Source organism: Rhizobium sp. No.120 (genome assembly GCF_054558365.1).
In genome coordinates this window covers 913,733-937,443 of the sequence record NZ_BAAJNQ010000001.1, presented here as the reverse complement: position 1 = coordinate 937,443, position 23,711 = coordinate 913,733, and the positions used below count along the sequence as shown (strand labels likewise).

The 23,711-nt window shown below is 58.9% G+C and carries 18 protein-coding genes; 5 read left to right on the top strand and 13 right to left on the bottom strand.

Annotation, left to right across the window (positions count from 1 at the left end):
• Nucleotides 1–9: 9 nt before the first annotated feature.
• The 4 genes from ACYJRZ_RS04695 to ACYJRZ_RS04680 form a co-directional block, all read right to left on the bottom strand.
• Nucleotides 10–876 carry an ABC transporter ATP-binding protein gene (locus ACYJRZ_RS04695; RefSeq protein ID WP_459456542.1) on the bottom strand — a complete coding sequence of 289 codons (867 nt, stop codon included), beginning with the start codon at nucleotides 874–876 and terminating at the stop codon, nucleotides 10–12.
• Nucleotides 877–888: 12 nt separating this feature from the next.
• Nucleotides 889–2,049, bottom strand: a complete 1,161-nt coding sequence (locus tag ACYJRZ_RS04690; RefSeq protein ID WP_459456540.1) for an MlaE family lipid ABC transporter permease subunit — start codon at nucleotides 2,047–2,049, stop codon at nucleotides 889–891.
• Nucleotides 2,050–2,200: 151 nt separating this feature from the next.
• Nucleotides 2,201–3,418, bottom strand: coding sequence for an MFS transporter (locus tag ACYJRZ_RS04685; protein ID WP_459456538.1), 1,218 nt, complete (start codon nucleotides 3,416–3,418; stop codon nucleotides 2,201–2,203).
• Nucleotides 3,419–3,575: 157 nt separating this feature from the next.
• Nucleotides 3,576–4,382, bottom strand: a complete 807-nt coding sequence (locus tag ACYJRZ_RS04680; protein ID WP_459456945.1) for a UDP-2,3-diacylglucosamine diphosphatase — start codon at nucleotides 4,380–4,382, stop codon at nucleotides 3,576–3,578.
• Between the two features lie 310 nt (nucleotides 4,383–4,692).
• Here ACYJRZ_RS04680 and ACYJRZ_RS04675 point away from each other — a divergent pair, with 310 nt between their 5' ends.
• The gene (locus tag ACYJRZ_RS04675; RefSeq protein WP_459456943.1) at nucleotides 4,693–6,969 is read left to right on the top strand and encodes an NADP-dependent malic enzyme; all 2,277 of its coding nucleotides are present in this window, start codon (nucleotides 4,693–4,695) and stop codon (nucleotides 6,967–6,969) included.
• A 195-nt stretch (nucleotides 6,970–7,164) separates the two neighbouring features.
• Nucleotides 7,165–7,920: a hypothetical protein gene (locus ACYJRZ_RS04670; RefSeq protein ID WP_459456536.1), complete on the top strand. Its 756-nt coding sequence runs from the start codon at nucleotides 7,165–7,167 to the stop codon at nucleotides 7,918–7,920.
• A 51-nt stretch (nucleotides 7,921–7,971) separates the two neighbouring features.
• On the opposite strand, the gene ACYJRZ_RS04665 is transcribed toward ACYJRZ_RS04670, so the two are convergent.
• From ACYJRZ_RS04665 to rpiA, 8 genes are all read right to left on the bottom strand, one after another.
• Complete coding sequence (locus tag ACYJRZ_RS04665; protein WP_459456534.1) at nucleotides 7,972–9,717, bottom strand: ankyrin repeat domain-containing protein; 1,746 nt, start codon at nucleotides 9,715–9,717, stop codon at nucleotides 7,972–7,974.
• 164 nt (nucleotides 9,718–9,881) lie between these two features.
• Nucleotides 9,882–10,706, bottom strand: coding sequence for a TolB family protein (locus tag ACYJRZ_RS04660; protein ID WP_459456532.1), 825 nt, complete (start codon nucleotides 10,704–10,706; stop codon nucleotides 9,882–9,884).
• Between the two features lie 31 nt (nucleotides 10,707–10,737).
• Nucleotides 10,738–12,417, bottom strand: a complete 1,680-nt coding sequence (locus ACYJRZ_RS04655; RefSeq protein WP_459456941.1) for an NAD+ synthase — start codon at nucleotides 12,415–12,417, stop codon at nucleotides 10,738–10,740.
• A gap of 199 nt (nucleotides 12,418–12,616) precedes the next feature.
• On the bottom strand, nucleotides 12,617–13,042 hold the full coding sequence (locus tag ACYJRZ_RS04650) for a GFA family protein (RefSeq protein WP_459456939.1): 426 nt from the start codon (nucleotides 13,040–13,042) through the stop codon (nucleotides 12,617–12,619).
• A 150-nt stretch (nucleotides 13,043–13,192) separates the two neighbouring features.
• The gene (locus tag ACYJRZ_RS04645; RefSeq protein ID WP_459456530.1) at nucleotides 13,193–14,566 is read right to left on the bottom strand and encodes a class II 3-deoxy-7-phosphoheptulonate synthase; all 1,374 of its coding nucleotides are present in this window, start codon (nucleotides 14,564–14,566) and stop codon (nucleotides 13,193–13,195) included.
• 153 nt (nucleotides 14,567–14,719) lie between these two features.
• Nucleotides 14,720–16,105 (bottom strand): glutathione-disulfide reductase, encoded by a 1,386-nt coding sequence (gor, locus tag ACYJRZ_RS04640; RefSeq protein ID WP_459456528.1) that lies wholly within the window; start codon nucleotides 16,103–16,105, stop codon nucleotides 14,720–14,722.
• A gap of 183 nt (nucleotides 16,106–16,288) precedes the next feature.
• Entirely contained in the window at nucleotides 16,289–16,864 is a 576-nt protein-coding gene (locus ACYJRZ_RS04635; RefSeq protein WP_459456526.1) for a DUF2059 domain-containing protein, read from the bottom strand.
• A gap of 13 nt (nucleotides 16,865–16,877) precedes the next feature.
• Nucleotides 16,878–17,579, bottom strand: a complete 702-nt coding sequence (gene rpiA / locus ACYJRZ_RS04630; protein ID WP_459456524.1) for a ribose-5-phosphate isomerase RpiA — start codon at nucleotides 17,577–17,579, stop codon at nucleotides 16,878–16,880.
• A 195-nt stretch (nucleotides 17,580–17,774) separates the two neighbouring features.
• Here rpiA and ACYJRZ_RS04625 point away from each other — a divergent pair, with 195 nt between their 5' ends.
• Both ACYJRZ_RS04625 and ACYJRZ_RS04620 read left to right on the top strand, forming a co-directional pair.
• Nucleotides 17,775–18,449, top strand: coding sequence for an HAD family hydrolase (locus ACYJRZ_RS04625; RefSeq protein WP_459456522.1), 675 nt, complete (start codon nucleotides 17,775–17,777; stop codon nucleotides 18,447–18,449).
• A gap of 177 nt (nucleotides 18,450–18,626) precedes the next feature.
• Nucleotides 18,627–19,802: a TIGR02281 family clan AA aspartic protease gene (locus ACYJRZ_RS04620; RefSeq protein ID WP_459456520.1), complete on the top strand. Its 1,176-nt coding sequence runs from the start codon at nucleotides 18,627–18,629 to the stop codon at nucleotides 19,800–19,802.
• Nucleotides 19,803–19,903: 101 nt separating this feature from the next.
• On the opposite strand, the gene ACYJRZ_RS04615 is transcribed toward ACYJRZ_RS04620, so the two are convergent.
• The gene (locus tag ACYJRZ_RS04615; protein WP_459456518.1) at nucleotides 19,904–21,802 is read right to left on the bottom strand and encodes a L,D-transpeptidase family protein; all 1,899 of its coding nucleotides are present in this window, start codon (nucleotides 21,800–21,802) and stop codon (nucleotides 19,904–19,906) included.
• A gap of 403 nt (nucleotides 21,803–22,205) precedes the next feature.
• On the opposite strand from ACYJRZ_RS04615, the gene fumC reads away from it, so the two are divergent.
• Nucleotides 22,206–23,597: a class II fumarate hydratase gene (fumC, locus tag ACYJRZ_RS04610; RefSeq protein WP_459456516.1), complete on the top strand. Its 1,392-nt coding sequence runs from the start codon at nucleotides 22,206–22,208 to the stop codon at nucleotides 23,595–23,597.
• The last annotated feature ends 114 nt before the right edge of the window (nucleotides 23,598–23,711 follow it).

Below are 23,711 nucleotides of genomic sequence, written 5' to 3'. Positions count from 1 at the left end.
TGTCTCCAGTCACTTCTCGCGGCTGTGGGCGCCTGCGCCTTTGTCGTCGTTGTGCTGCCCTTTGATGTCCTCGCGCGGCACGATCGATCGTGCGCGCTTGCCCCTGAAGTAGGATTGCACCCAGGGGTCATCACAGGCGAGCATGTCCTCAACCGTACCTTCCACCAATACCCGTTTCTGTCCGAGGACAGCAATACGGTCGCAGACGGAAAACAGGCTGTCGAGGTCGTGAGTCACCATATAAACGGTCAGGCCAAGCGTGTCGCGCAGCTTGGCAATCAGTTCGTCGAACTCCGACGCACCGATCGGATCGAGACCCGACGTCGGCTCATCAAGAAAAACGAGGTCCGGGTCGAGCGCCAGGGCTCTGGCCAACGCCGCGCGCTTGATCATGCCGCCCGAAAGCTCGGAAGGATATTTGTCGGCGGCATCAGCGGCGAGACCCACCATGCGGATCTTCATCAGCGCCAGCTCGTCCATCATCTCCTTCGGCAGATCCAGATATTCCCGCATCGGCACCTGAATGTTTTCCTTGACCGTCAGCGAGGAAAACAGCGCGCCTTGCTGGAAGAGAACGCCGAGCCGCATGTCGAGCCGGTTGCGATCCTCTTCATCGAGCTTGTCGTAATCTTCGCCGAGGATCTCGATCTTGCCCGATCGGCGCGGCAAGAGCCGCAATACGGTGCGCAGCAGCACGGACTTGCCGGCACCGGAAGCACCAACGAAACCGAGGATTTCGCCGCGATAGATATTAAGGTTCAGCTTATCGAGAACCACTTTCGAGCCGAAAGCGACGGTGACGTCCCGGGCCGACAGCACGATGTCCCTGCCGTGCTCATCCTTTTCCAACGGGATTTCCGAGTGAAGCGCGCTCATCGTCATCTTCCCTCAGAAATCGATTGCCGCATAGAACATGGCAAAAAGCCCGTCCATGAGGATTACGACGAAGATCGACTTCACCACCGACGAAGTCACGTGCTGACCAAGAGACTCAGCACTGCCCCCCACCTTCAACCCCTCGACGGCCGCGACGATGCCGATGACCAATGCCATGAACGGCGCCTTGATCATGCCTGAGATGACGGTCGAAAGGCTGACGGCCTCGTGAAGGCGCGAGATGAAGGTCGCAAACGTGATGCCGGAATAGGCCCAGGATACCAAGGCAGCGCCAAAAAGCGCGGCAAAATTGGCAATGACCGTCAGCAGTGGCAAGGCAACCGTCAGCGCCACAAGCCGCGGAAAGATGAGCACGCCGACGGGATTGAGGCCCATGACCTTCAGCGCGTCCACTTCCTCGCGCATCTTCATGGAACCAATTTCGGCGGTAATCGCGCTGCCAGACCGGCCGGCAATCATGATCGCGGTAAGAAGCACGCCGATTTCGCGCAATTGCAGAATGCCGACCAGATCGACCACGAAGATTTCCGCACCGAAATAACGCAGCTGGAAAGCGCCCTGCTGGGCGATAATCGCGCCGATCAGCGACGACATCAGCAGGATGATCGGAACCGCGCGCACCGCCATGTGATCGATCTGGTTGATGATCGAGGCAGGTGAAACCCCGCTACCGCGGCCGAACTTGAGCTGACCGCCGCGTACGGCTGAACCCAGGATATACATGGCGGCGATGAGGTTGCCCCAGATATCGTAAACGCTTTCGCCAATAGGCGCGAAGATACGCTCCGCCCATGATTTCCTCGGCTTCGCCGCTGCCGTCTCATCGTCCGGATGCGTATCGAATGTCGTCAGCAATTCGTCGATATGCGGATTGGAGCCTTCGATCGTAACATGGGCCTTGTGTGCTTCCTGGCTTTCCTTCAGCCGGCGGATCAGCAGCGCACCCGCCGTGTCCACATCCGAAAGACCGGAAAGATCGATCACGACGTCGCCGCCGGAGCTGCGCTTGGACAGCTGCTCGATCTGTCGCAGCACGCCATGCACATTGGCGCTGCGCCAATTGCCTTGCAGCCGATAGCGATGGCCTGCGCCTTCGGGCGCATCATCGATCTTCGGTGCATCGGACCTTTGCTCGGCTGCTTTCAAACTCATGCGTCTTTCAAATCTGGCACAACATAAGCCGACTCGGGGGAGCCCGCTTGATCAATGCTTAATACACCGACTATGCGTGGAATTTCCATCTCGCGCCGGCGCCAACTTATGTCACGGCTTTTTGATATCCAAATGAATTTGTTGCACCGCGTCAGGATACACCGTGAGCGCCGCCTCCGATTGCCGGCTTCCTCGCCTGCAGCCCATAGGCGAAAATGACCATGACAAGCCCGAAGGCTGCTATGCCAGCCATGACATAGTAGCTTGCCAGATCAAGCCAGGCATAGAGATAGCCGGATGCAAGCGTCATCAGCCCAAGGAACATGCCATTGTAAAAATAGTAGGCGCCCTGGGCCGATGATTCCTGCGTTTCGTGCACTGAGGCCACAATGCGACGCTGAATGCCCGTGTGGACGCAGGCGTAGGTGCAGGAATGAAAACACTGCAGGATGAAATAGCCGAGGAAGCCGAAATTAATCGGAAACAGGATCCAGCGCAGAATACACATGGTCGCGCCCAAAAAGATCAATGTCCAGGCGCTGAACCGCCGACTGAGCTTCTTCGACAGGAAGAAAACCATCACTTCGGCCGCAACGCCGATGCTCCATAGAACTGCAATTTGCGCGCCTGAAAAACCAAGCTTATGCCAATAGATCGATGCAAACGTATAGAGCATCGCATGGCTCGATTGCTGTATCGACACCCCGATCATGGTGATGAGCAATTGCGGCGATCGCAGATTTCCGGTCGGCGATTGCAGATTAATGGGTTGGTTGCGCCGGCGCGTCGGCCCGATGCGCGGGGCGAAAAAGCCCATCAGCGTCGTAAGAATGAATCCGGCCACCATGACAGGCAAGACGGTGTTACCGCCCCACATGCCGATCAGCTGGCCACCGAGAAGGGTCGACAGGATAAATGTGATCGATCCCCAGACCCGCATGGAGCCATAGTCGAAGCCCCAGCGGCGCACGCCCGACATGGCGATCGACTCAACCACGGGCACATAAGGCGCGTAGGTGGCCCCCTGAATGCCGTAGACCAGAAGCACAGGCCAAAAGTCGCTCGTCCAATAGAGCGCGACAGCCGTCAGCAGCGACAGTGCACCCGACCACAACAGCACATCCGCCCGCTCCGACATGTGATCAGCGAGCACAGCGATGACGGGTGTCACAAGCACCCGCACGACCATGGGAATGGCGAGCACCAGGCCGATCTCATGATCATTGAAATTCAGCCCTGCCAACCAGACGGGAAAAAACGGCAGAGCAATTCCATTGACGAACAACGGAGCGCAGTAGGACAAGGCAGTGCGCAAGCGGAAATATGGAGGCGCACCCTCGCCCTGGAAGGACTTGATCGCGGGAATCATGACAGACCTGAAGGGGAACTTAGTTTTCCCTATCATGCCATCGAGAATACGACTATGGCGAGAAGTGGCCGAAAGCGTACCGTTTCGGAAAAACCGAAGCCATTGCCGTTCAATAATTATGACAAGCTATTAGCAAGCCTGTGAAGAGACGCGGGAATTACGCCGCCTGCGCCCCAAGTGCCTGCGACATTTCTTCGACCGGCGAGCCAACAGGCTGCGTCTCGAGAATATTCTGCCAGGTGATCAGCTCGAACGTCCCGTCTTCGTGCTCGGCAATCGCCGTGCAGCTTTCCACCCAATCGCCCGTATTGATGTAACGGATGCCATCGAGGTCCTCGATCACGGCATGGTGGATATGACCGCAAATCACGCCATCTGCATTGCTGCGCTTGGCCTCTTCGGCAACCACTCGCTGAAACTCGCCGATGAAATTGACAGCATGCTTGACCTGCAGCTTCGCCCAGGCCGAGAAGGACCAATATGGCATATTCAGGCGTCGGCGTACCGCTGCAAGGCCGATATTGATCATGATGGCCATGTCGTAGGCCCAATCGCCCAGATAGGCGAGCAGACGGGCATTGCGGACGACGACGTCGAATTCATCGCCATGCAGCACGAGATATTTCTTGCCGTCGGCCGTTTCATGCATGGCGCGCTGCGCCACCTCGATGCCGCCGAAATGCATGCCGGGAAAATCACGCAGGAATTCGTCGTGATTGCCCGGGATATACACGATACGCGTGCCCTTGCGCGCTTTGCGCAGGAGCTTCTGGATCACGTCGTTGCAATTCTGGGGCCAGTACCAGTTTCGCTTCAGTCTCCAGCCATCCACGATGTCGCCGACCAGAAAGATGGTATCGGCGTCGTGATAACGGAGAAAATCGAGCAGGTAGTCCGCCTTGGCAGCCTTCGAGCCGAGATGCACGTCAGAAATGAATAGCGTTCGGAAATGCCGGGGGTCCATGTTTTCATTCACGAACTATATGTCCGTGCCCTATCCTACGTTGGCTACTCCAAAACCAGACTCGTGTTTCAGGAAGATGACAAACCCTGTGCTTGGCGGCTCACCGGCGCACGCAGCGTTCTATCCAAGGGCCATGCGCCGCTCGGTTCTTGCAGAAAAGGCAATTCAGTTTTGCCACTACAAAAACGCCTTGTGACCTCAATTCCATACTGTGAAGGCGAAGCGATTGATGTATGCAGAAGACTCAAAGCGCAGGCAGGAATGGAGACGCAAGTTGGATACGAACGACACTTCGAAAGCAGCCAAGAACATGGCGAGCGGAAATTTCGACGAGCAGGCGCTTTATTTCCATCGTTATCCCCGCCCCGGCAAGCTGGAAATTCAGGCGACCAAGCCGCTGGGCAATCAGCGCGATCTGGCACTTGCCTATTCGCCCGGCGTCGCTGCGCCCTGCATCGCCATCCGCGACAACCCGGAAACGGCCGCTGATTATACGTCCCGCGCCAATCTCGTTGCGGTGATTTCCAACGGTTCCGCAGTGCTCGGCCTTGGTAATATCGGCCCGCTCGCTTCGAAGCCCGTCATGGAAGGCAAGGCCGTTCTCTTCAAGAAATTCGCCGGCATCGATGTCTTCGACATCGAAATCGCAGCACCGACCGTCGATGAGATGGTCAATACCGTTTCGGCGCTCGAGCCGACCTTCGGCGGCATCAATCTGGAAGATATCAAGGCGCCGGAATGCTTCGACGTCGAGCGCCGCCTACGCGAGAAGATGGAAATACCGGTCTTTCACGACGATCAGCACGGCACCGCCATTATCGTCGCCGCCGCAATCCTCAACGGACTGGAACTGGCCGGCAAGAAGATCGAAGAGGTGAAGATCGTCGCCTCCGGCGCGGGCGCGGCCGCACTCGCCTGCCTAAACCTGCTCGTCATTCTCGGCGCCAAGCGCGAAAACATCTGGGTCCACGACATCGAGGGCCTGGTCTACAAGGACCGCAACGTCCTGATGGACGAGTGGAAATCCGTCTACGCTCAGGATAGCGACAAGCGCGTGCTTGCCGAATCCATTCCAGGCGCCGACGTCTTTCTCGGCCTCTCCGCCGCCGGCGTGCTGAAGCCTGAACTGCTGGCGCAGATGGCCGAAAAGCCGCTGATCATGGCGCTCGCCAACCCGACGCCGGAAATCATGCCGGACCTCGCCCGCGCCGCCCGCCCCGACGCGATGATCTGCACTGGCCGCTCGGACTTCCCGAACCAGGTCAACAACGTCCTCTGCTTCCCCTATATTTTCCGCGGCGCGCTCGATTGCGGCGCCAAGACGATCAACGAAGAGATGAAGATGGCCGCAGTGCGCGCCATTGCCGCGCTTGCCCGCGAAGAGCCTTCCGATGTCGCTGCCCGCGCCTATACCGGTGAAACTCCGGTCTTCGGACCCAATTACCTGATCCCCTCGCCCTTCGATCCGCGTCTCATCCTGCGTATTGCACCGGCTGTGGCAAAGGCAGCCGCAGACAGCGGCGTCGCCCTGCGCCCAATCAAGGATTTCGACGCCTATATGGACGAACTCAACCGCTTCGTCTTCCGCTCGGGCTTCGTCATGAAGCCGATCTTCGCCGCGGCGAAGGTTGCCGAGCGCAAGCGCGTCGTATTCTCCGAAGGCGAAGACGAGCGCGTGCTGCGCGCCGCCCAGGTTCTTCTTGAAGAAGGTACGGCCGTCCCGATCCTCATCGGTCGTCCTTCTGTTATCGAGACGCGCCTGAAGCGCTACGGCCTGAAGATCCGCCCGCACACGGATTTCGCCGTCATCAATCCGGAAGACGATCCGCGCTTCCGCGAATATGTCGAGCTCTATTTCTCGCTGGTCGGCCGCGCGGGCGTCATCCCAGAAGCAGCGCGCACCATCGTCCGTACCAACGCAACCGTCATCGGCGCGCTCGCCCTGAAGCGCGGCGAAGCCGATGCGCTTATCTGCGGTCTCGAAGGCCGGTACGAGCGTCATTTGCGCATCGTCCGCCAGGTCATCGGCAAGCGGCCGGATGTTCGGGATTTCTCGGCATTGAGCCTGCTCATTTCGCAGCGCGGCGCAACCTTCTATACCGATACCTATGTGACGTTTAATCCGTCCGCCGAGGAAATCGCGGAATCCACCTGGCTGGCAGCCGAGGAAATTAAGCGCTTCGGCATCGAGCCCCGCGCTGCCCTCGTTTCGCACTCCAACTTCGGCTCACGGGAGTCGGAAAGCGCTACCAAGATGCGCGAAGCGCTGGCTCTTATTCGCGAGGCAGCGCCGGATTTGGAGGTCGACGGCGAAATGCATGGCGACAGCGCCATTTCCGAGAGCCTGCGCCGGCACGTGATGCCAGACAGCGCGCTTTCCGGCGAAGCCAATCTACTGGTCTTCCCAAATCTCGATGCGGCCAACATCACGCTCGGCGTGGTCAAGACCATGACCGACGGGCTGCATGTCGGCCCGATCCTGCTCGGGACCGCGCTGCCGGCCCACATTCTTTCGCCATCGGTCACTTCGCGCGGGGTAGTCAACATGGCGGCACTCGCCGTCGTCGAAGCCTCGCAGATCGCCTGATATCGCGTCTCGCAACCACAGCCACAACGGCACCGCGTTTCAAGCATTCGCGGTGCCGCTCATCTCCTGGCTATCGGCGGCTGCGAGCTGCAATTTCACGAAAATCCTCTCGAAATCCGTGCTTTTTCATGGATACGTTGTTAAGCTGCAGCGTGTAACCTTCAGCGACTTAAAACCGCTTTCGAGAGCAGAACCGTGAACCGCGGCATAAAACAAGCTTCCTTTGCCTTCTTTTCCCTGCTGACGACCACATCGGCGGCGCTCGCACAGGTCGATCTCTGCGACGAACTGCGCGGCCGCTATGTTGACGTCAGCGAAGTGATCGGCGCCAGCCAGGAAACACGCCAGCTCTCGCGCGCCATCGTGCAACAGAACCTGATGATCCGTCGAACGATGAGCGACCTGCGCAACCAGGGCTGCGCCGAAGGCGACGATGGGGTATTCGGCGGCCAGGAAAGTCAGGGCGTCTGCGATGACATCAGGCAATCGATCGATCAGATGCGGCAGGATCTCTCTCAGCTGATGGATCAGCGCGAGGAAAGCGTCGGCCGCGTCGATGCCGTTGCCATGCAGCGCCGGCGGTTGCTGGATACGATGCAGCGCAACGGCTGTAGCCTGCCGGCTTCGGCAACTCCGGATATCGTCATCGATACCCACACGAAGATGGATGCTTATGCACCACAGGAGCAGTCCCTGGCCAAGCCCGAAAGCTCCATTACCGTCATCGAGACGCCAAGGCTTCAGAAGAATTCCAGCCTCGAACAAAAGCAAGCACCACCGGCGGTGGCGCCCAAGATAACACAGGCGCAGCCGCAGCAATTTCCGCCGGATCGCCCCTATGATCCCTCGGCCCATAAGGTGCGCCAGGTCGGCCCGCAATTCCTCGCGACCGACCAGGGCAGCATCGACCTCAAGCATCCGAAAGATGCTGGGCCGCAGCCGACGCAATAATGCGCGGCCAGGCGTTTCTCATCTCCGCCTGACCGCCATGCTCCCCAGGTTTCAAGCCGCTCCCGACCGGCGCAACAGGGAGATGATGGACTCGTCACCCGTCTCCTGCGCAAGATCGCGGTAAGATCGTCCGGAGGCGTCCCTGACCGAGCGATTCGCACCCTTCGCCAGCAGGAAGCGCACCGCCTCGCCGCAGTGATTGACAATGGCAAAGCCGAGCGGCGTCATCCAATCGCGAGCGGTGGACTGCCCATGCGAACGGAATTCACCGAAGCGGATATTCATCTGCTCCGGATGCTTATCGAGGATAGCCGTAAGCTGGTCGATCTGGCCGAAAGCGGCCGCCGCGAAAATATCGAGCGGATAGGCCTTCAGAAACTGGACCATTTCGTCCTTGCCATTATATTCGGCCCAGCCGATTGGCGGCGCATGAAAATTAGGATCGCGAATGGTGGTATCGGCTCCGTGCGCGATCAGCAGTTTCGCCATCTCCAAATGGCCATGCAACGCCGCCTTATGCAGCGGCGTGCGGCTCGTCAAGGCGTTGATATCGAGGCCCAAAGCCAGCATGCGGCGCACGGCTTCAAGATCGTTTTCCCCGGCAGCGTCGTGGAGCATGGTGGGGTGAACCTGCTGTATCGCCACGGCTATATCAAGATCGCGCCTGCCAGGCATTTGCCGGAAAATTTTCCTAATTTGCCCTGCATCGATGGCGCCGATCTTGACTTGAATATAGGCCCAATCCTCGGGCTTAAGGCGAACCGCCACAGCTCCCTTGCGCACCAGATAGATCGCCAACTCATTGTCACCGCTAAGGCGAGCCCACTCAAACGGCGTTCTTCCGTTGACCACTTTCAGCACATCCGCTCCATGCTCCACCAACAGGCGTACCCGTTCGCTCATACGGTGCTCAAGCGCCCAGGCAAGCTGATAGTCGAAAACGGTCTGCGAATTTGCTACGAATTTTCCGTCTTCGCGTACGAGCCAATTGTTCTTGTCCCTAGCGGACAAGCCATATTCGATCAGCAGTTTCAGGCATGCATCGTCCCGTTCGAACATGCGATTATAGAGCGCCTGACTGTCATTCGCCTCCGCGCCGGCATCGAGCAGCAGCCGCGCGAATGCCTCGCATTCCAGATGCTGAGGCTGACGCTCCTTCCCCGCCTCGCCTTCGCCGAAGACGCCCGTCAAAACGGTGAAGCGATATTGGCCGGCATCGAGGAAGAAGGCGTTGGCATCGGCCCCGCGCCTGACCAGCTCACGGGCCGCCGGCAGGCTGGAACGACCCGGCACGCGAGCATAGGCTGCGTACATTAGCGGAGTGAGATCATGCGGCCCGCCCTTGCGATCGAGAAGCTGAGGCTGACGATCAAGCCAGCGAGCTACACGGTCGGCGTCGCCAAGCGCTGCAGCGACATGGATGCTTTCGCCGGCAATCTCCGGATGCGCTTCCAGCAGCCGTAGCGCCTCATCGAAACGTGCGGAATCGGCGGGAATATTGGCAAAGTACGAAACCGTCGCCAGCGACAGGAAACGGTTGGCGAGCTGATCTGGCGGAACATGCCTGCGATCGCCGCTTTCCAGATACGCCTTGAGCTTCGCCCAACTGGAAAAGCCGAATTCGCGGGCAAGAACGAGCTGAATGTCCTGGAGCCCAACGCTGTCGATATCGGCAAAATAGGGCGTAACGCGGCTGCGCGCCGAAGTATCACCCGCTTGAACGGCCTTGAGGAAAGACTTGGCTCGTTTTTTCAGGGAATCGAGAGTGGCGTCGACCGCCAAGGAGCGCGTGGTCACGGTAGACCTCCTTCCATTTATGTCCGGTATCCGCGCCCACAGACTGAAAAGAGGTGTGGCAGTCTCACTTTATATGCATCAGGTGGGCCTAGCCCTTCCCGCGGATCGGATGCGCCCTGAGAACGCATCCAGATCTATCGCGCCGGTTGCGCTCTGTCCAGAGCTTAGGCCGGCTCATAGCGGACATAGGCGAACTCGTCTCCATCCGGTGACCAGTTCGGCACATTGATCGACCCCTGCCCGCCAAAGAGCTCGAACAGCGTCGTCAGATTGCCGCCGTCCATATCCATCAGCCGTATCCGCACATTGAGATCGCGCGGATGATCGAAAACATCAGGATCGTAGGAGATCAAGACGACCTTGTCGTTCTTCGGAGACGGATGTGCAAACCAGTTGCCGTAATTATCATGGGTCACCTGCTCAAGGCCGGTGCCGTCGGGATGGATGCGCCAGATCTGCATCAGGCCAGTGCGGCTCGAATTGAAATAGATCCATTGCCCATCAGCGGAGAAATCAGGCCCGTCATTGCGGCCCTCGCCATGCGTCAGTCGGGTCTCTTCGCCGCCATCGATCGAGATCGTATAAATATCGAAAACGTCGTTGCGGATGCCGCAGTAGGAGAAGCGCTTTCCGTCCGGCGACCAGCCATGCCAGTAGGAGGGCAGATTGGTCGTCACCTGCCTTGGTGTGCCGCCCTCGGCCGGCAGAACATAGATGCAGGATTTGCCATGCTGCGTCTTGTCGGAAATCGCAATCAGCGAACCGTCCGGCGAGATGCCGTGGTCGTTGTTGCACAGGGTCGCAAAGCCGGTATCGACCTGGACGAACCCACTGCCATTCAGCGGCAGCCGATAAAGCAGCCCGTCGCCATTCAGCAGCAGATAGCGACCATCAGGCGAATAGTTCGGCGCCTCGATCAGCTGGTCCGTTTGCCAGACGATCCGGTTCGTACCCGTGCGGATGTTATAGATCTCGACCGAGCTGCGCATTCTTCCTCTCCCTTGCCGCTGGATACCGCGATTAGCGATCGCGAAACCGGTTGGTGATCGGATAGCGACGGTCGCGACCGAAATTCTTCTTGGTGATCTTCACGCCAGGCGCCGATTGGCGGCGCTTGTATTCGGCGAGGTAGAGCAGGTGCTCGACGCGATGCACGGTCGCGACATCATGGCCCCGGGCCACGATCTCCTCCACCGACATTTCCTTTTCCACCAGGCATTCGAGGATATCGTCAAGCACCGGATAGGGTGGCAGCGAATCCTGGTCCGTCTGGTTTGGCCTCAACTCCGCTGAAGGCGCCTTGTCGATGATGTTGTGGGGAATGACCTCGCCCGAGGGGCCAAGCGCGCCCGGCGGCACATGCAGGTTGCGCCAGCGCGACAGCGCATAGACCTGCATCTTGTAAAGATCCTTGATCGGGTTGAAGCCGCCGTTCATATCGCCATAGAGTGTGGCGTATCCGACAGACATTTCCGACTTGTTACCCGTCGTCACGACCATCGAGCCGAACTTGTTGGAGATCGCCATCAGGATCGTACCGCGTGCGCGGCTCTGCAGGTTTTCCTCGGTGATGCCGCTTTCGGTGCCTTCAAAGAGATCTGATAAGGCCGAGCTGAAGCCGGTGACGGGATCCTCGATCGGCACGATATCGTAACGGCAGCCGAGTGCCTTGGCGCAATCGGCCGCATCCTTCAACGAATCCTGCGAGGTATAGCGATAGGGCAGCATGACGGTGCGCACACGTTCTTCGCCAAGCGCATCGACGGCAATGGCCGCGCAGATCGCAGAGTCGATACCGCCGGACAGGCCAAGCACGACCGACTTGAAGCCATTCTTGTTGACATAGTCGCGGAAGCCCAGCAGGCAGGCGCGATAATCCGCCTCCTCGCCTTCCGGAATATGAGCCATCGGACCTTCAGCGCAGTGCCAGCCGTCACCGTTCTTCTTCCAGGTCGTCACTGCAAGCGCGGTCTCGAACTGGCTCATCTGGAAGGCCAGGGTCTTGTCTGCATTGAAACCGAAGCTGGCGCCATCGAAAACCAGTTCGTCCTGACCGCCGAGCTGGGCGGCATAGATCATCGGTAGGCCCGTCTCGATAACCTGCTTCAGCACGACCTGATGGCGCACATCGACCTTGCCGCGATAATAGGGTGAGCCGTTCGGCGACAGAAGAATTTCGGCACCGCTTTCGGCCAGCGTCTCGCAGACGCCAAGCTCGCCCCAGATGTCCTCGCAGATCGGGATACCCAGCCGCACGCCACGGAAATTGACCGGGCCCGGCATGGCCCCTTGGTCGAAGACGCGCTTTTCGTCGAACTCGCCGTAGTTCGGCAGGTCTACCTTGTCACGGACCGCAATCACCTGGCCGCTGTCGAGCACGGCAATCGAATTGTAGCGGCCCGTAGCGTCCTGCCGGGGAAAGCCGATAATGACGCCGGGGCCGCCATCGGCCGTATCCGTAGCGAGAGCCTCGACCGCTTTCCAACAAGCGCGAATGAAGGCCGGCTTCAGCACGAGATCTTCCGGCGGATAGCCGGAAATGAACAATTCCGTCAGCAGCAGGAGCTGCGCGCCTTCGCGCGCTGCTTCGGCGCGGGCCTCCCGCGCCTTGGCGAGATTGCCGGAGACGTCGCCGACCGTCGGATTGAGCTGCGCGACGGCGATACGGATGGTTTGGGTAATCTGGCTTTGCTCTGTCATGCCATACATTTAGCGATGCCCTCTTTGTTCCGCAACCGCCTTCCTTCTTGCGCATTTATCAAAGATCGCATCACTCGCATGCGCGGTATAAGAGCACGTTCTGAAGTCGATATGCGGATGCTGACGGAACCGTTAGCTCGTCCGCGAAGAGATCGCCAAACTGCTCGGGCTGATGGCCGAAAAAGGCATCTTGTGAAGGTCAATCTGAAGGACCGGCCGTCAGCAATCCCGGTCGCCCCTGCCGATATTGCGGCAGTCCGTCGCTGATCTCGTAATAATCGCCCTTGTCGGCGCAATAGATATGATAGCCCATCTCAAGGCCGCTCGGCTGATCGAACAGTCCCGCCATGATCGATATCTCATCGACGCCATCGGCTACCCAGAACAGAGCCGAGCCGCAGGTCTTGCAGAAACCGCGGCGGGCGAATGTGCTGGCACGATACCAGCTGATCGCCTCTTCTCCCTCGATGACGAGATTTTCGCGCGGAACATTGGTTGCGGCGTAATAGAGCCCCGTCTGCTTGCGGCACTGCGAACAATGGCAGGCAACAACCTCGCGCAGTTTACCGCGTGTCCTGAAACGTATGCTGCCGCAAAGGCAAGCCCCCGTATGCTCGTCGCTCATCATCGCTCCCTTGTTTTGAGCCAGCCTTTCCGAGAACGGCATTCGGGTCAATCTCAAAGAAATGAAGCGCCTTTCAGTTGGATTGATCGCTCCAAACGAAACGGGCCGGTTTTCGCCAGCCCGTCCGATAAATCATGAATGCGGCTTCACTCAGCCATGCGCGCGCATACGCTTCTCGTCGCGGCCACCCTTCATCCGCTCGGCGAGCAGGAAGGCAAGTTCCAGCGCCTGGTCGGCATTGAGGCGGGGGTCGCAATGCGTGTGATAGCGATCCTGAAGATCCTCGGCGCCGACGGCGCGGGCGCCGCCCGTGCATTCGGTCACGTCCTTGCCGGTCATTTCAATATGGATGCCGCCCGGATGCGTGCCTTCAGCACGATGGATCTGGAAGAAGCTTTCGACTTCCGACAGGATACGCTCGAACGGACGCGTCTTGTAGTTGTTGAGCGTGATCGTGTTGCCATGCATCGGATCGCAGGACCAGACGACCTTGCGGCCTTCCTTCTCGACAGCACGGATGAGGCGCGGCAGGTTGTCCGCAACCTTGTCGTGACCGAAACGGCAGATCAGCGTCAGACGGCCGGCTTCATTCTCCGGATTCAGGATATCGATAAGGTTTAGGAGATCATCCGCCTGCAGCGAAGGACCGCACTTCAGACCGATCGGGTTCTTAATGCCGCGGAAATATTCGACATGGGCGTGATCGGCCTGGCGCGTGCGATCGCCGATCCAGAGCATGTGGCCGGAGGTCGCATACCAGTCGCCGGTCGTGGAATCGACGCGGGTGAAGGCTTCTTCATAGCCAAGCAGCAGCGCTTCGTGGCTGGTGAAGAAATCGGTTTCGCGCAGGCTCGCATTGCTCTCGGCAGTGATGCCGATCGCGCGCATGAAATCCATGGTCTCGCCGATGCGGTCGGCAAGCTTGCGGTAGCGCTCGCCCTGCGGGCTGTCCTTGACGAAGCCGAGCATCCACTTCTGCACGTTTTCGAGGTTGGCATAACCGCCCATCGCGAAGGCGCGCAGCAGGTTCAGCGTCGCGGCAGACTGGCGGTAAGCCATCATCTGACGCTCCGGATTGGGAATGCGAGCCTCTTCGGTGAAATCGATGCCGTTGATGATGTCGCCGCGATAGCTCGGCAGCGAGATGCCATTCTGCGTTTCGATGTTCGACGAGCGCGGCTTGGCGAACTGGCCGGCAATGCGGCCGACCTTGACGACCGGCAGCTGCGCACCGAAGGTCAGCACGACCGCCATCTGCAGGAAGGCGCGAAAGAAGTCGCGGATCGTATCGGCGCCATGCTCGGCGAAGCTCTCAGCGCAATCGCCACCCTGCAGCAGGAAACCGTTGCCCTCTGCGACGTTGGCGAGATGCGCCTTGAGGCGACGGGCTTCACCGGCAAAAACGAGCGGCGGATAGCTTGCAAGTTGGGCTTCGGTCTCTGCCAGCGCTGCCTTGTCCGGAAAATCCGGCACCTGCTGGATCGGTTTCTGCCGCCAACTGCTCGGGGTCCAATTCTGTGCCATCTCACTCACCTGCTGATGCGCCCGATCTTGGTCGGGCGGCCCGTCGTCGTAAATAACGCGCGCTTATAAACCTTTGCCGCCAACTTGCAAAGGCAGCAAACTACTGTGCGAATCTTTTATGGTGCAGCCGAAATCGGCGCGAAAACAGACGCGTTACACGCGTTCGCCGTTACGGATGCGGTAGCTCGGCGAATACATCGTCACCAATTCTTCCGCCGCCGTGGGATGCACCGCCATGGTGCGGTCGAAATCGTCTTTGGTGCAGCCCGCCTTCAGCGTAATGCCGAGAAGCTGCGCCATCTCGCCGGCATCGTGACCGAGAATATGGGCGCCGATCACCTTGCGGTCCGCGGTATTGACGATCAGCTTCATGATCATCTTCTCGGCTCGGCCCGAAAGCGTCGCCTTCATCGGCCGGAACTGGGCGCGATAGACCTCGAGTTCAGGATAGCGCTTGGCAGCATCATCCTCGGTCAGGCCGACGGTACCGATCTCCGGCTGCGAGAAGACGGCCGTCGGAATGAGTTCGTGGTCCGGCCGGGTCGGATTGTCCTTGTAGACGGTCTCGATGAAGCACATGGCCCCGTGGATCGCCACGGGCGTAAGCTGTACCCGGTCGGTGACGTCACCGAGAGCGAAGATATTCGGAACGGAAGTGCGCGAATATTCGTCGACGATAATGGCGCCCTGCTCGTTGATCGCGACGCCGGCGGCCTCAAGCCCGAGATTTTCGGTGTTCGGCGTACGACCCAGCGCCAGCATGACGGTATCGACCGTCAGCACCTTGTCGTTCTTCGTCCGGACGTGGAGCCTACCCTCCGCCTTCTCGACATTCTCGATGATGTCGTGGCAGAGAATGCGAATGCCCTTCTCCTCCATGGCTTCATGAAGACCTTTGCGCAGGTCGTGGTCGAAGCGTGACAGGATCTCGGCGCCACGATAGATCAGCGTCGTCTCGACTCCGAGGCCGTGGAAGATATTGGCGAATTCGACAGCGATGTAGCCGCCGCCGGCGATGAGGATGGACTTCGGCAATTCCTTCAGATGGAAGGCTTCATTCGAAGAGATACAAAGCTCATGACCCGGCAGCGCCGTATGCAGGTTCGGCCGACCGCCAGTCGCAATCACGATAGTCTCGGCGGTCACGGTCTGCCCTGTCTTCAGCAGCTTGACCGTATGGGCATCCACCAGCTCCGCGCGGGTATCGAAGATCTCGGCCTTGGCATTATCGAGCCCCTTGCGATAGAGGCCTTCCAGGCGGGCAATTTCCTTATCCTTCGCCTCGATCAGCTTCTTCCAGTCGAAGCTGCTTTCGCCGACCGTCCAGCCGAAACCGGCCGCGTCCTCGAAGTGCTCGCTATACTGCGAGGCATAGACGAAGAGCTTCTTCGGCACGCAACCGCGAATGACGCAGGTGCCGCCATAGCGATATTCCTCGGCGATGCCGACCTTCTTGCCGAGCGATGCGGCCACGCGCGCACTGCGCACGCCGCCGGAGCCGCCGCCAATCACGAAAAGGTCGAAATCAAACGAAGGCATGGATCGCTCCTGTAGACGTCAGATGCGCGCGAGGCGCCAATGGGGGTCGCACTCATATAGGAAGTCGGGACATAAAAAGAAAAGCCCGGAATCGAGATCCGGGCTTCGAATTTGTGACTGGCGGCTATGACGCTCCAAATTGAAACTCGCCCAGGTGCTGCCGCCCCAAGGAATTGCAACTTACTATTTCTTCCCTGCCGGCTGCGTCGCAGCACCAGCCGGCTGAGCGGCCGCGCCAGCATCCGGTGTAACGACCGGCTGCTTGACGACCTTCTGCAGGGCATCGTTGCTCTGCTTTGCGAGATCGCGCGAAATGCCCTGGCTCCAGATATCGGCGGCCTTGTAGAGTTCGCGGGTGGCGAGCGGACCATCCTTGAGAAGCTTCTTGCCTGCCGGCGAACCGTAGAAATCGGCGATCGCCTTCAGTTCGTCGGCCGAGAAAGCCTTGGCATAGGTGATGGCAGCTTCACGCTCCAGATCGGCACGACGCGGTGCGAGCGCGAGCGCGGTGGCATCAACGGTCGAGTTGATCGCATCGCCGAAATTCGGGTTTGCCTGGATCATCGTGCTCTTCAACTGCTCGGCAAGGTTCGGCAGAATATTGTCGAACTGGTTGGTGATGCCGAGAGCATTGATCGCGGCGCGGGCAGCCTTGATCTGATCCTCGGAAACTTCCTGAGCGTTGACGGAACCGAAGGCAATGCCGGAAACAAGAATGGTTGCAGCGGCAAGACGGCCAAGACCCGCAAATTTGATCATGAGATAAGTGCTCCTATGTATTGTTCGCCTGCAACGTGCGCGCGCCGGCGGGACCGGCAATGATCGCTAATGTCGCCATATGGATAAAGAGCCCGTGTTCGACAACGCCGGGAATCGAATAGAGCTCGTTCGACAGCGCCTCTGCATCAGGAATGCGGCCGAAAGATGCATCGACGATGTAATGCCCCCCATCGGTGACAAAGAGGCTGTCGCCGGAGCGGCGCATGTTGAGCGCGCCGGAAAGACCGATGCGTGATGCCGCCTTCTCGATGAGGACGCGAGTGGAAACGAGACCGAAGGGGTTGACTTCGATAGGCAATGGATATGCGCCGAGCGTCTCAACAACCTTGCTCTGATCCGCAATAACGATCATGCGGGCTGACGACGCCGCAACGATCTTCTCGCGCAACAGCGCCCCGCCGCCACCTTTGATCAACGTCAGCGCGCCATCCAGCTCGTCGGCGCCATCGATGGTCAAATCAAGTTCCGGAAGCTCATCCAGGGATTTCAACGGGACGCCGAGTTCGTTGCAGAGCTTGGCTGTCCTCTCGGACGTCGGAACTCCTTGGATCGTAAGGCCGGCCGCAACCTTTTCAGCGAGCAGGCGAACGAACTCCTCCGCCGTGCTGCCGGTGCCGATCCCGAGCCGCATGCCGCTCTCGACATGAGCGAGCGCGGCTCTGGCAGCCTCGATTTTCATCTGGCGGGCGTCCATGCGCCACCTGCTCCCATTGTTACGTTGGTCTGCTGTTTACACGGCTCTCCAGCCAAACGAAAGCCAAAATAACGGCATGACATAGAAATCCCCGGCCCCTTCCCGCCAAGGCTTTCCGGCACTTCAGTTGCAATTACCCCCGTGATCTTTTAACTCCCAAAGACGCACTTTTTCCTCTGCAAAGGCCGATTCCTCGTGAAATCTCCCCTTGTCGTATTCGATCTCGACGGCACGCTGCTCGACACGCATGCGGACCTCATCGTCAGCCTGAACCATACGATTGCCGCACTCCAGCTTCCGCCGGTCAGCTATGACGACGTGACGCATCTTGTCGGCAACGGTGCGCAGGTGATGATCGAGCGGGCTTGCAAGCTGCATGGCTATACGCTGACATCGGAAGAGTTGCCCAGCCTCCTGCAGCGCTTCATCACTCATTATTCCGAAACGATGCCAGGGGTCACGCAGCCTTACCCGGGGCTGCTCGCAGCCCTCGATACGCTGAAGAGCCAAGGCTACAAGCTCGCTGTCTGCACCAACAAGATGGAATCGCTGGCGCGCACCCTGCTCGACCGGCTGAAGCTGACCCATTACTTCGAGGCCATTACCGGCGGCGATACATTTACCGTGCGCAAGCCGAATGCCGAGCACCTGATCGGCACGGTCGAACGCGCCGGCGGCGATATCGCCCGCACGATCATGATCGGCGACAGCATCAACGACATCCTCGTCGCCCGCAATGCCGGCGTGCCGTCGGTCGCCGTCCCCTTCGGCTATTCCGACGTTGGCGTGGAAACGCTCGGCCCGAACCGCATCATCTATCATTATGACGAGCTAACGCCGGAACTGGTCGAGGGACTGCTGGCGGCCTGAAAACACTAAAATTCCTGTTGGTTCGAATGGCGCGGTTGTAACGGGCCTTGCGTGATTCACGCGCCTCCATCACAACTTATCGACGTTCTGCTATCAGTATCAAGACCGCGCGGGTGAAACGCCCCCTGCGCGATGTTGCCGAGGCGGGACGATCACTCGATAGCGGAGCGCTCCCCCTTGCTCGTAGCAGATCCCGAAGACCGCAATGCCGGTAGATTGCCAAGCCGCAGGGGGTGGTTTGCGCCCATTGTCCGAACGCTGATCATCTGCGCTGGACTATGCGCAGGTATTTGGTTCTACATCTATGGCGACCGCATTATAGGATACGTCGAGACGGAAACCGGAGCCGGCGCTAAACCCGATCCCGCTCTGACCGCGGTCTATGAGCATTTTGACATCGCACCTTTGCCGAGCGTTGTTGCAGGCAGACCTGCGATGGCAGCCGATCTCGATATGCTGCGGCGAGAGCATTGTGATTGGAATGCAGTTTACAAATTCGCAGATGAGCTAGCGAAGCAGGGCTATCGCCGAGAAGCGGCCAAAGTCTTCATTGCCTTCTCCGACAAGTGCAAACCGTCGAATATCGCCCTGAGCTCGGCCGCCCAAATTCTGGACGATCTCAGCGACTTCGACGAAGCACTGAAAGTCTCGAACCAAGTGATAGCAATGTCACCGGGAATGCCTGATTTCTATTTCCAGCGTGCGCGAATTCGCCAAAATGCCAAGAAATATCGGGACGCCATCGATGACTACTATTCGGTCATCGGCCTTACCGACAATATCGCGATACTGAATAGCGCGGTATTTGAGGGAATCTCCGCCAGCTACCGCGAGCTTGGTGAATATTGCGAGGCGATCGGGCCGCTTCAGCTTTGGGTTTCCACCAATCCCGACCGCAATGACACAGCGGTCGTGCGTGGGATCATTAAACTCTATGAAACCATGGGCAAATGCGCCTCGACCTACGCCACCGGCAGCGACCGCTTTCCGACGCAGGGCAAGAACGTCATCCTTGCCAGGGTCTTTGTCAATGACACAGAGGGCGTTTTCATCGTCGACACCGGTGCAAGCTTCGTGGCGATGAGCAAAGCCTTCGCCGCGCGAGCCAAGCTGCCGGTCGACGGCGACAATGGAATATCTCTTCAAACGGCAAACGGCCTCTCTCAAGCCACACGCACAACGGCGACTACTGTGAAGGTCGGGCATGTCCAGGCTAGCGATATCACGGCCGTGGTTCTCGACGACAACGCAGCACTTGGCACGGAGGTCGACGGGCTGCTCGGTCGCTCCTTCCTCTCGCGCTTCGACGTCACCTTCGGCGGCCGGGAGTGGCGAATCGAGGCGAAGAATTGAACTGAATCGCCCGGTAGAACCGGGTGACATTCCCTTACGACAGACGACAAAAAGGGCGACCGATGGGGCCGCCCTTGTTCGTTTTCTCCGCTGAACAGACTTTAGATCTGGGCAGTGCGTGCCTTTGAGGTCGCATCGAGCGCCTTCAGCGTGGCGGCATCGCGATCGTAGACGTCGTTGAAATACTGGATGACGCCGTCCTTGTTCGGCCAGGCTGTGAAATAGGCGATGTAGATCGGGAATTTCTGCGGCACGGCCACAGCCTTGTTCTGGCCGGTGGCGATCTGCTTGGCGACATCATCGACCGTAGTGTTCAGCACGGCGGCGGCCATCGCGCGCGGATCCGCAAGACGGACGCAGCCGTGGCTGAGTGCGCGCATATCCTTCTTGAAGAAGCTCTTCTGCGGCGTATCGTGCATGTAGATCGCATGCGAATTCGGGAAGAGAATCTTCAATTCACCGAGTGCGTTGTCGCTGCTCGGCGGCTGGCGAACCGAAATGCTCTTCGTCGAGCCGTACCAGTCGACGCTGGAGGATGCGACAGCACGGCCGCCGACTTCGACCTGATAGCCCATCCGGTCAAGATAGTTTGGATCGGAACGCAACTTCGGCAGCATCTCGTTGATGATGATCGACTGCGGAACGCCCCAGAACGGATTGAATTCAACCGTCTGCACCTGATTTTCGAAGAAGAAGGTCTGGTGCTGCTTGCTGCCGACGACGACGCGCATCGACAGCTGCTCCTGGTTGTTATTGTAGTAATAGACCATGAAGGCCGGCTGGTTGATGAAGACATAGCGCGGGCCAAGCTCAGGCGGCAGCCAGCGCAGCTGCTCCATGGCGATGACCAGCTTCTGGATCTTCACGTCATTGTTCTCGCCGACCATGGCGCGAACGGAGGACGAGCCGATCACGCCGTCAGCCGTCAGACCCTTCTCGCGCTGGAAGTCTTCAACCAGCGACACGAGTTCGGGCGTATAGTCCGGCGTACCCAGATAGGCATCGAAAAGATCGGCATGGGCAGCCTTCAGCGCATCCGATCCGCGGTGCTGGATCGCCTTGACGATGTTGGCCATTTCCGGGGAGCTGCCGCCCGGCTTCAGAGTTCCCGTCAGCGAAATGGAGATATGGCTGCCGTCCGATCCGGATTCAGCACGCAGCTTCGCAAGTTCCGCCTTCAGAGCGAGGAACTGCTGATTGGATGGGTTGCGGCTGTTAAGATAAGCTGCGACATCAGGGCTGGAGCGCAATACGTCCAGCATCGCTGTCAGATTGACGTCCTTGCGCTTGAAGTCGTGATAGCCGGAAATCTTGTTCGGGTCGAGGCGACCGCGAACCGTATCCTGAACGAACATGAGTATCTTGCTCGACAGCGCCAGCTCGAATTGCATAAGCGCACGATCGCGCATGACCGGATCGGCATTTTCCACATCGGCGCTGGGCAGTGTCACGGCGTAATCCGCGGGGTCGAGGCCGACGGAACCCGCATCGGCAAGAGTTGCCATGGCAGCCTTTGCCTTGTCGCTGACGGCGTGATCGGTAACCCAGAGAAGCGGCTTGCTCTGATCGGCATAATAGGCTTCGATCGCCTTGGCGATATCGTTCGTTGCCATGACGCGCGCATCTGCCAGATAGCGGCGCTGCGAAATCCCGGCATCGATTGCGACCGGCGAGGGAGAAGCGTCTGCAACGGCACCGGTCACCACCGGATCCGCGAAATGCGCTGTCGACACCAGGCGCATCTGGTCGGCTTTATAGGTATAATATTTCGGCGCATCGACAGTCGGCAGCGGCTGCTTGACCCGCGGAGGCTGGGAAGGATCCAGCGTCTGCACAGGATTGACGGGAACAGGAGCTGAAACCTGCGTGCTCTGCTGACGACCCTGACCGCCACGGATGAAATCCATGAGGGTCATGGCACTTGCAGAGGTTGCGCCTATCGAGGAAAGGCAGCAGGAAAGAGCCAGGACAGATGCTGTGGCTTTGGAGGCAAGTTTCATTCTCTAATCAGTCCCTGTATCGTGCGGTAGCTTCGAGCTTGACGGTGCTGTTTTCAACTCTGCCGCGATGTCTTCGACATCGTATACTCACACTATGAAAACGGCGAGGCCCGCCTTTCGTTCAATGCCTCAACTTCATGTGACGAAGCAGTGGCGTCTTTCGCGGCTCAGTCCACACAAAAATATGAAATTATTGGTTAATGCTTTATTGAATTTTCGAGGACTTTTTAAGCACCCGAAAATGCGTGTCCGTTAATATATGCGGGGCGTGTTAAAAAGAGCACGTCGCACCCGGCGGAAACATGACTAAGTCAGTCATCAAATGGCGCTTTAATATTTTCATGAGGCCCTTTCGGACCTATATGAGCTGCTATCCGTCTCAATGGAAAGCAGGATCAGGAACATGCCGTCCACCCGCACCGAAACCGATACTTTTGGTCCGATCGAGGTCGCCAGCGACCGTTACTGGGGCGCGCAGGCGCAACGCTCGCTCGGCAATTTCAAGATCGGCTGGGAAAAGCAACCGCTATCGGTCGTGCGCGCCCTCGGCATCGTCAAGCAGGCAGCCGCACGCGCCAACATGGAACTCGGCCAGTTGGATCCGACCCTCGGCAAAGCGATCGTCGCGGCGGCGCAGGAAGTCATCGACGGAAAGCTCAATGAGCATTTTCCGCTTGTGGTCTGGCAGACCGGCTCGGGCACGCAGTCGAACATGAATGCCAACGAAGTGATCTCCAATCGCGCGATCGAGATGCTCGGCGGTGTCATGGGTTCGAAGAAGCCTGTACATCCGAACGATCACGTCAACATGAGCCAGTCGTCCAACGACACCTATCCGACGGCCATGCACATCGCCTGCGCCGAACAGATCGTCCATCATCTGCTTCCGGCACTCAGGCACTTGCACGCGGCCCTGGAAAAGAAAGTCGCCGACTTCGCCCATATCATCAAGATCGGCCGCACTCATACGCAGGATGCAACGCCGCTGACGCTCGGCCAGGAATTTTCCGGCTATGCTGCCCAGGTCGCCTCCTCCATCAAGCGCATCGAGCTGACGCTGCCGGGCCTTTGCGAACTCGCGCAGGGCGGCACGGCGGTCGGAACCGGCCTCAATGCGCCGATCGGCTTTGCCGAGAAGGTTGCCGACGAAATCGCCAAAATCACCGGCCTGCCCTTCGTTACTGCCCCGAACAAGTTCGAAGCGCTGGCTGCCCACGACTCGATGGTCTTCAGCCATGGCGCCATCAACGCGGCAGCAGCCGCCCTCTTCAAGATCGCCAACGACATCCGCCTGCTTGGCTCCGGCCCGCGCTCCGGCCTTGGCGAACTGTCACTGCCGGAAAATGAGCCGGGCTCGTCGATCATGCCGGGCAAGGTCAATCCGACGCAATGCGAGGCGCTGACGCAGGTCTGCATTCATATCTTCGGCAACAATGCCGCGCTCACCTTTGCCGGCAGCCAGGGCCACTTCGAGCTCAACGTCTACAATCCGATGATGGCCTATAATTTTCTGCAGTCGGTGCAATTGCTCGGCGACGCCGCGGTCTCCTTCACCGACAATTGCGTTGTCGGCATCGAGGCGCGCGAAGACAATATCAAGGCCGGCCTGGAGCGCTCCCTGATGCTGGTGACCGCGCTGGCGCCAAAGATCGGCTATGATAACGCCGCCAAGATCGCTAAGACGGCCCATAAGAACGGCACGACCCTGAAGGAAGAAGCGCTGGCGAGCGGATTGGTATCATCGGAAGAATATGATGCGATCGTCCGGCCGGAGACGATGATCGGGCCAAAGTGATATGACTGGACGGTGATCGTCAAGACATGTTCTCCGGTGTTGCAGTCGTTTGCATGGCCTCTCACCCTCTCCCGCAATGCGGCGAGAGGGTGAGAGGCCGGCACAAGGTTTCGC

What these genes read in the sequence shown, in the direction of transcription:
- ACYJRZ_RS04695 (WP_459456542.1), bottom strand. Translation starts at nt 876, where the DNA reads ATGAGCGCGCTTCACTCGGAAATCCCGTTGGAAAAGGATGAGCACGGC.
- ACYJRZ_RS04690 (WP_459456540.1), bottom strand. Translation starts at nt 2,049, where the DNA reads ATGAGTTTGAAAGCAGCCGAGCAAAGGTCCGATGCACCGAAGATCGAT.
- ACYJRZ_RS04685 (WP_459456538.1), bottom strand. Translation starts at nt 3,418, where the DNA reads ATGATTCCCGCGATCAAGTCCTTCCAGGGCGAGGGTGCGCCTCCATAT.
- ACYJRZ_RS04680 (WP_459456945.1), bottom strand. Translation starts at nt 4,382, where the DNA reads ATGGACCCCCGGCATTTCCGAACGCTATTCATTTCTGACGTGCATCTC.
- ACYJRZ_RS04675 (WP_459456943.1), top strand. Translation starts at nt 4,693, where the DNA reads ATGGCGAGCGGAAATTTCGACGAGCAGGCGCTTTATTTCCATCGTTAT.
- ACYJRZ_RS04660 (WP_459456532.1), bottom strand. Translation starts at nt 10,706, where the DNA reads ATGCGCAGCTCGGTCGAGATCTATAACATCCGCACGGGTACGAACCGG.
- ACYJRZ_RS04655 (WP_459456941.1), bottom strand. Translation starts at nt 12,417, where the DNA reads ATGACAGAGCAAAGCCAGATTACCCAAACCATCCGTATCGCCGTCGCG.
- ACYJRZ_RS04650 (WP_459456939.1), bottom strand. Translation starts at nt 13,042, where the DNA reads ATGAGCGACGAGCATACGGGGGCTTGCCTTTGCGGCAGCATACGTTTC.
- ACYJRZ_RS04645 (WP_459456530.1), bottom strand. Translation starts at nt 14,566, where the DNA reads ATGGCACAGAATTGGACCCCGAGCAGTTGGCGGCAGAAACCGATCCAG.
- gor (WP_459456528.1), bottom strand. Translation starts at nt 16,105, where the DNA reads ATGCCTTCGTTTGATTTCGACCTTTTCGTGATTGGCGGCGGCTCCGGC.
- ACYJRZ_RS04635 (WP_459456526.1), bottom strand. Translation starts at nt 16,864, where the DNA reads ATGATCAAATTTGCGGGTCTTGGCCGTCTTGCCGCTGCAACCATTCTT.
- rpiA (WP_459456524.1), bottom strand. Translation starts at nt 17,579, where the DNA reads ATGGACGCCCGCCAGATGAAAATCGAGGCTGCCAGAGCCGCGCTCGCT.
- ACYJRZ_RS04615 (WP_459456518.1), bottom strand. Translation starts at nt 21,802, where the DNA reads ATGAAACTTGCCTCCAAAGCCACAGCATCTGTCCTGGCTCTTTCCTGC.
- fumC (WP_459456516.1), top strand. Translation starts at nt 22,206, where the DNA reads ATGCCGTCCACCCGCACCGAAACCGATACTTTTGGTCCGATCGAGGTC.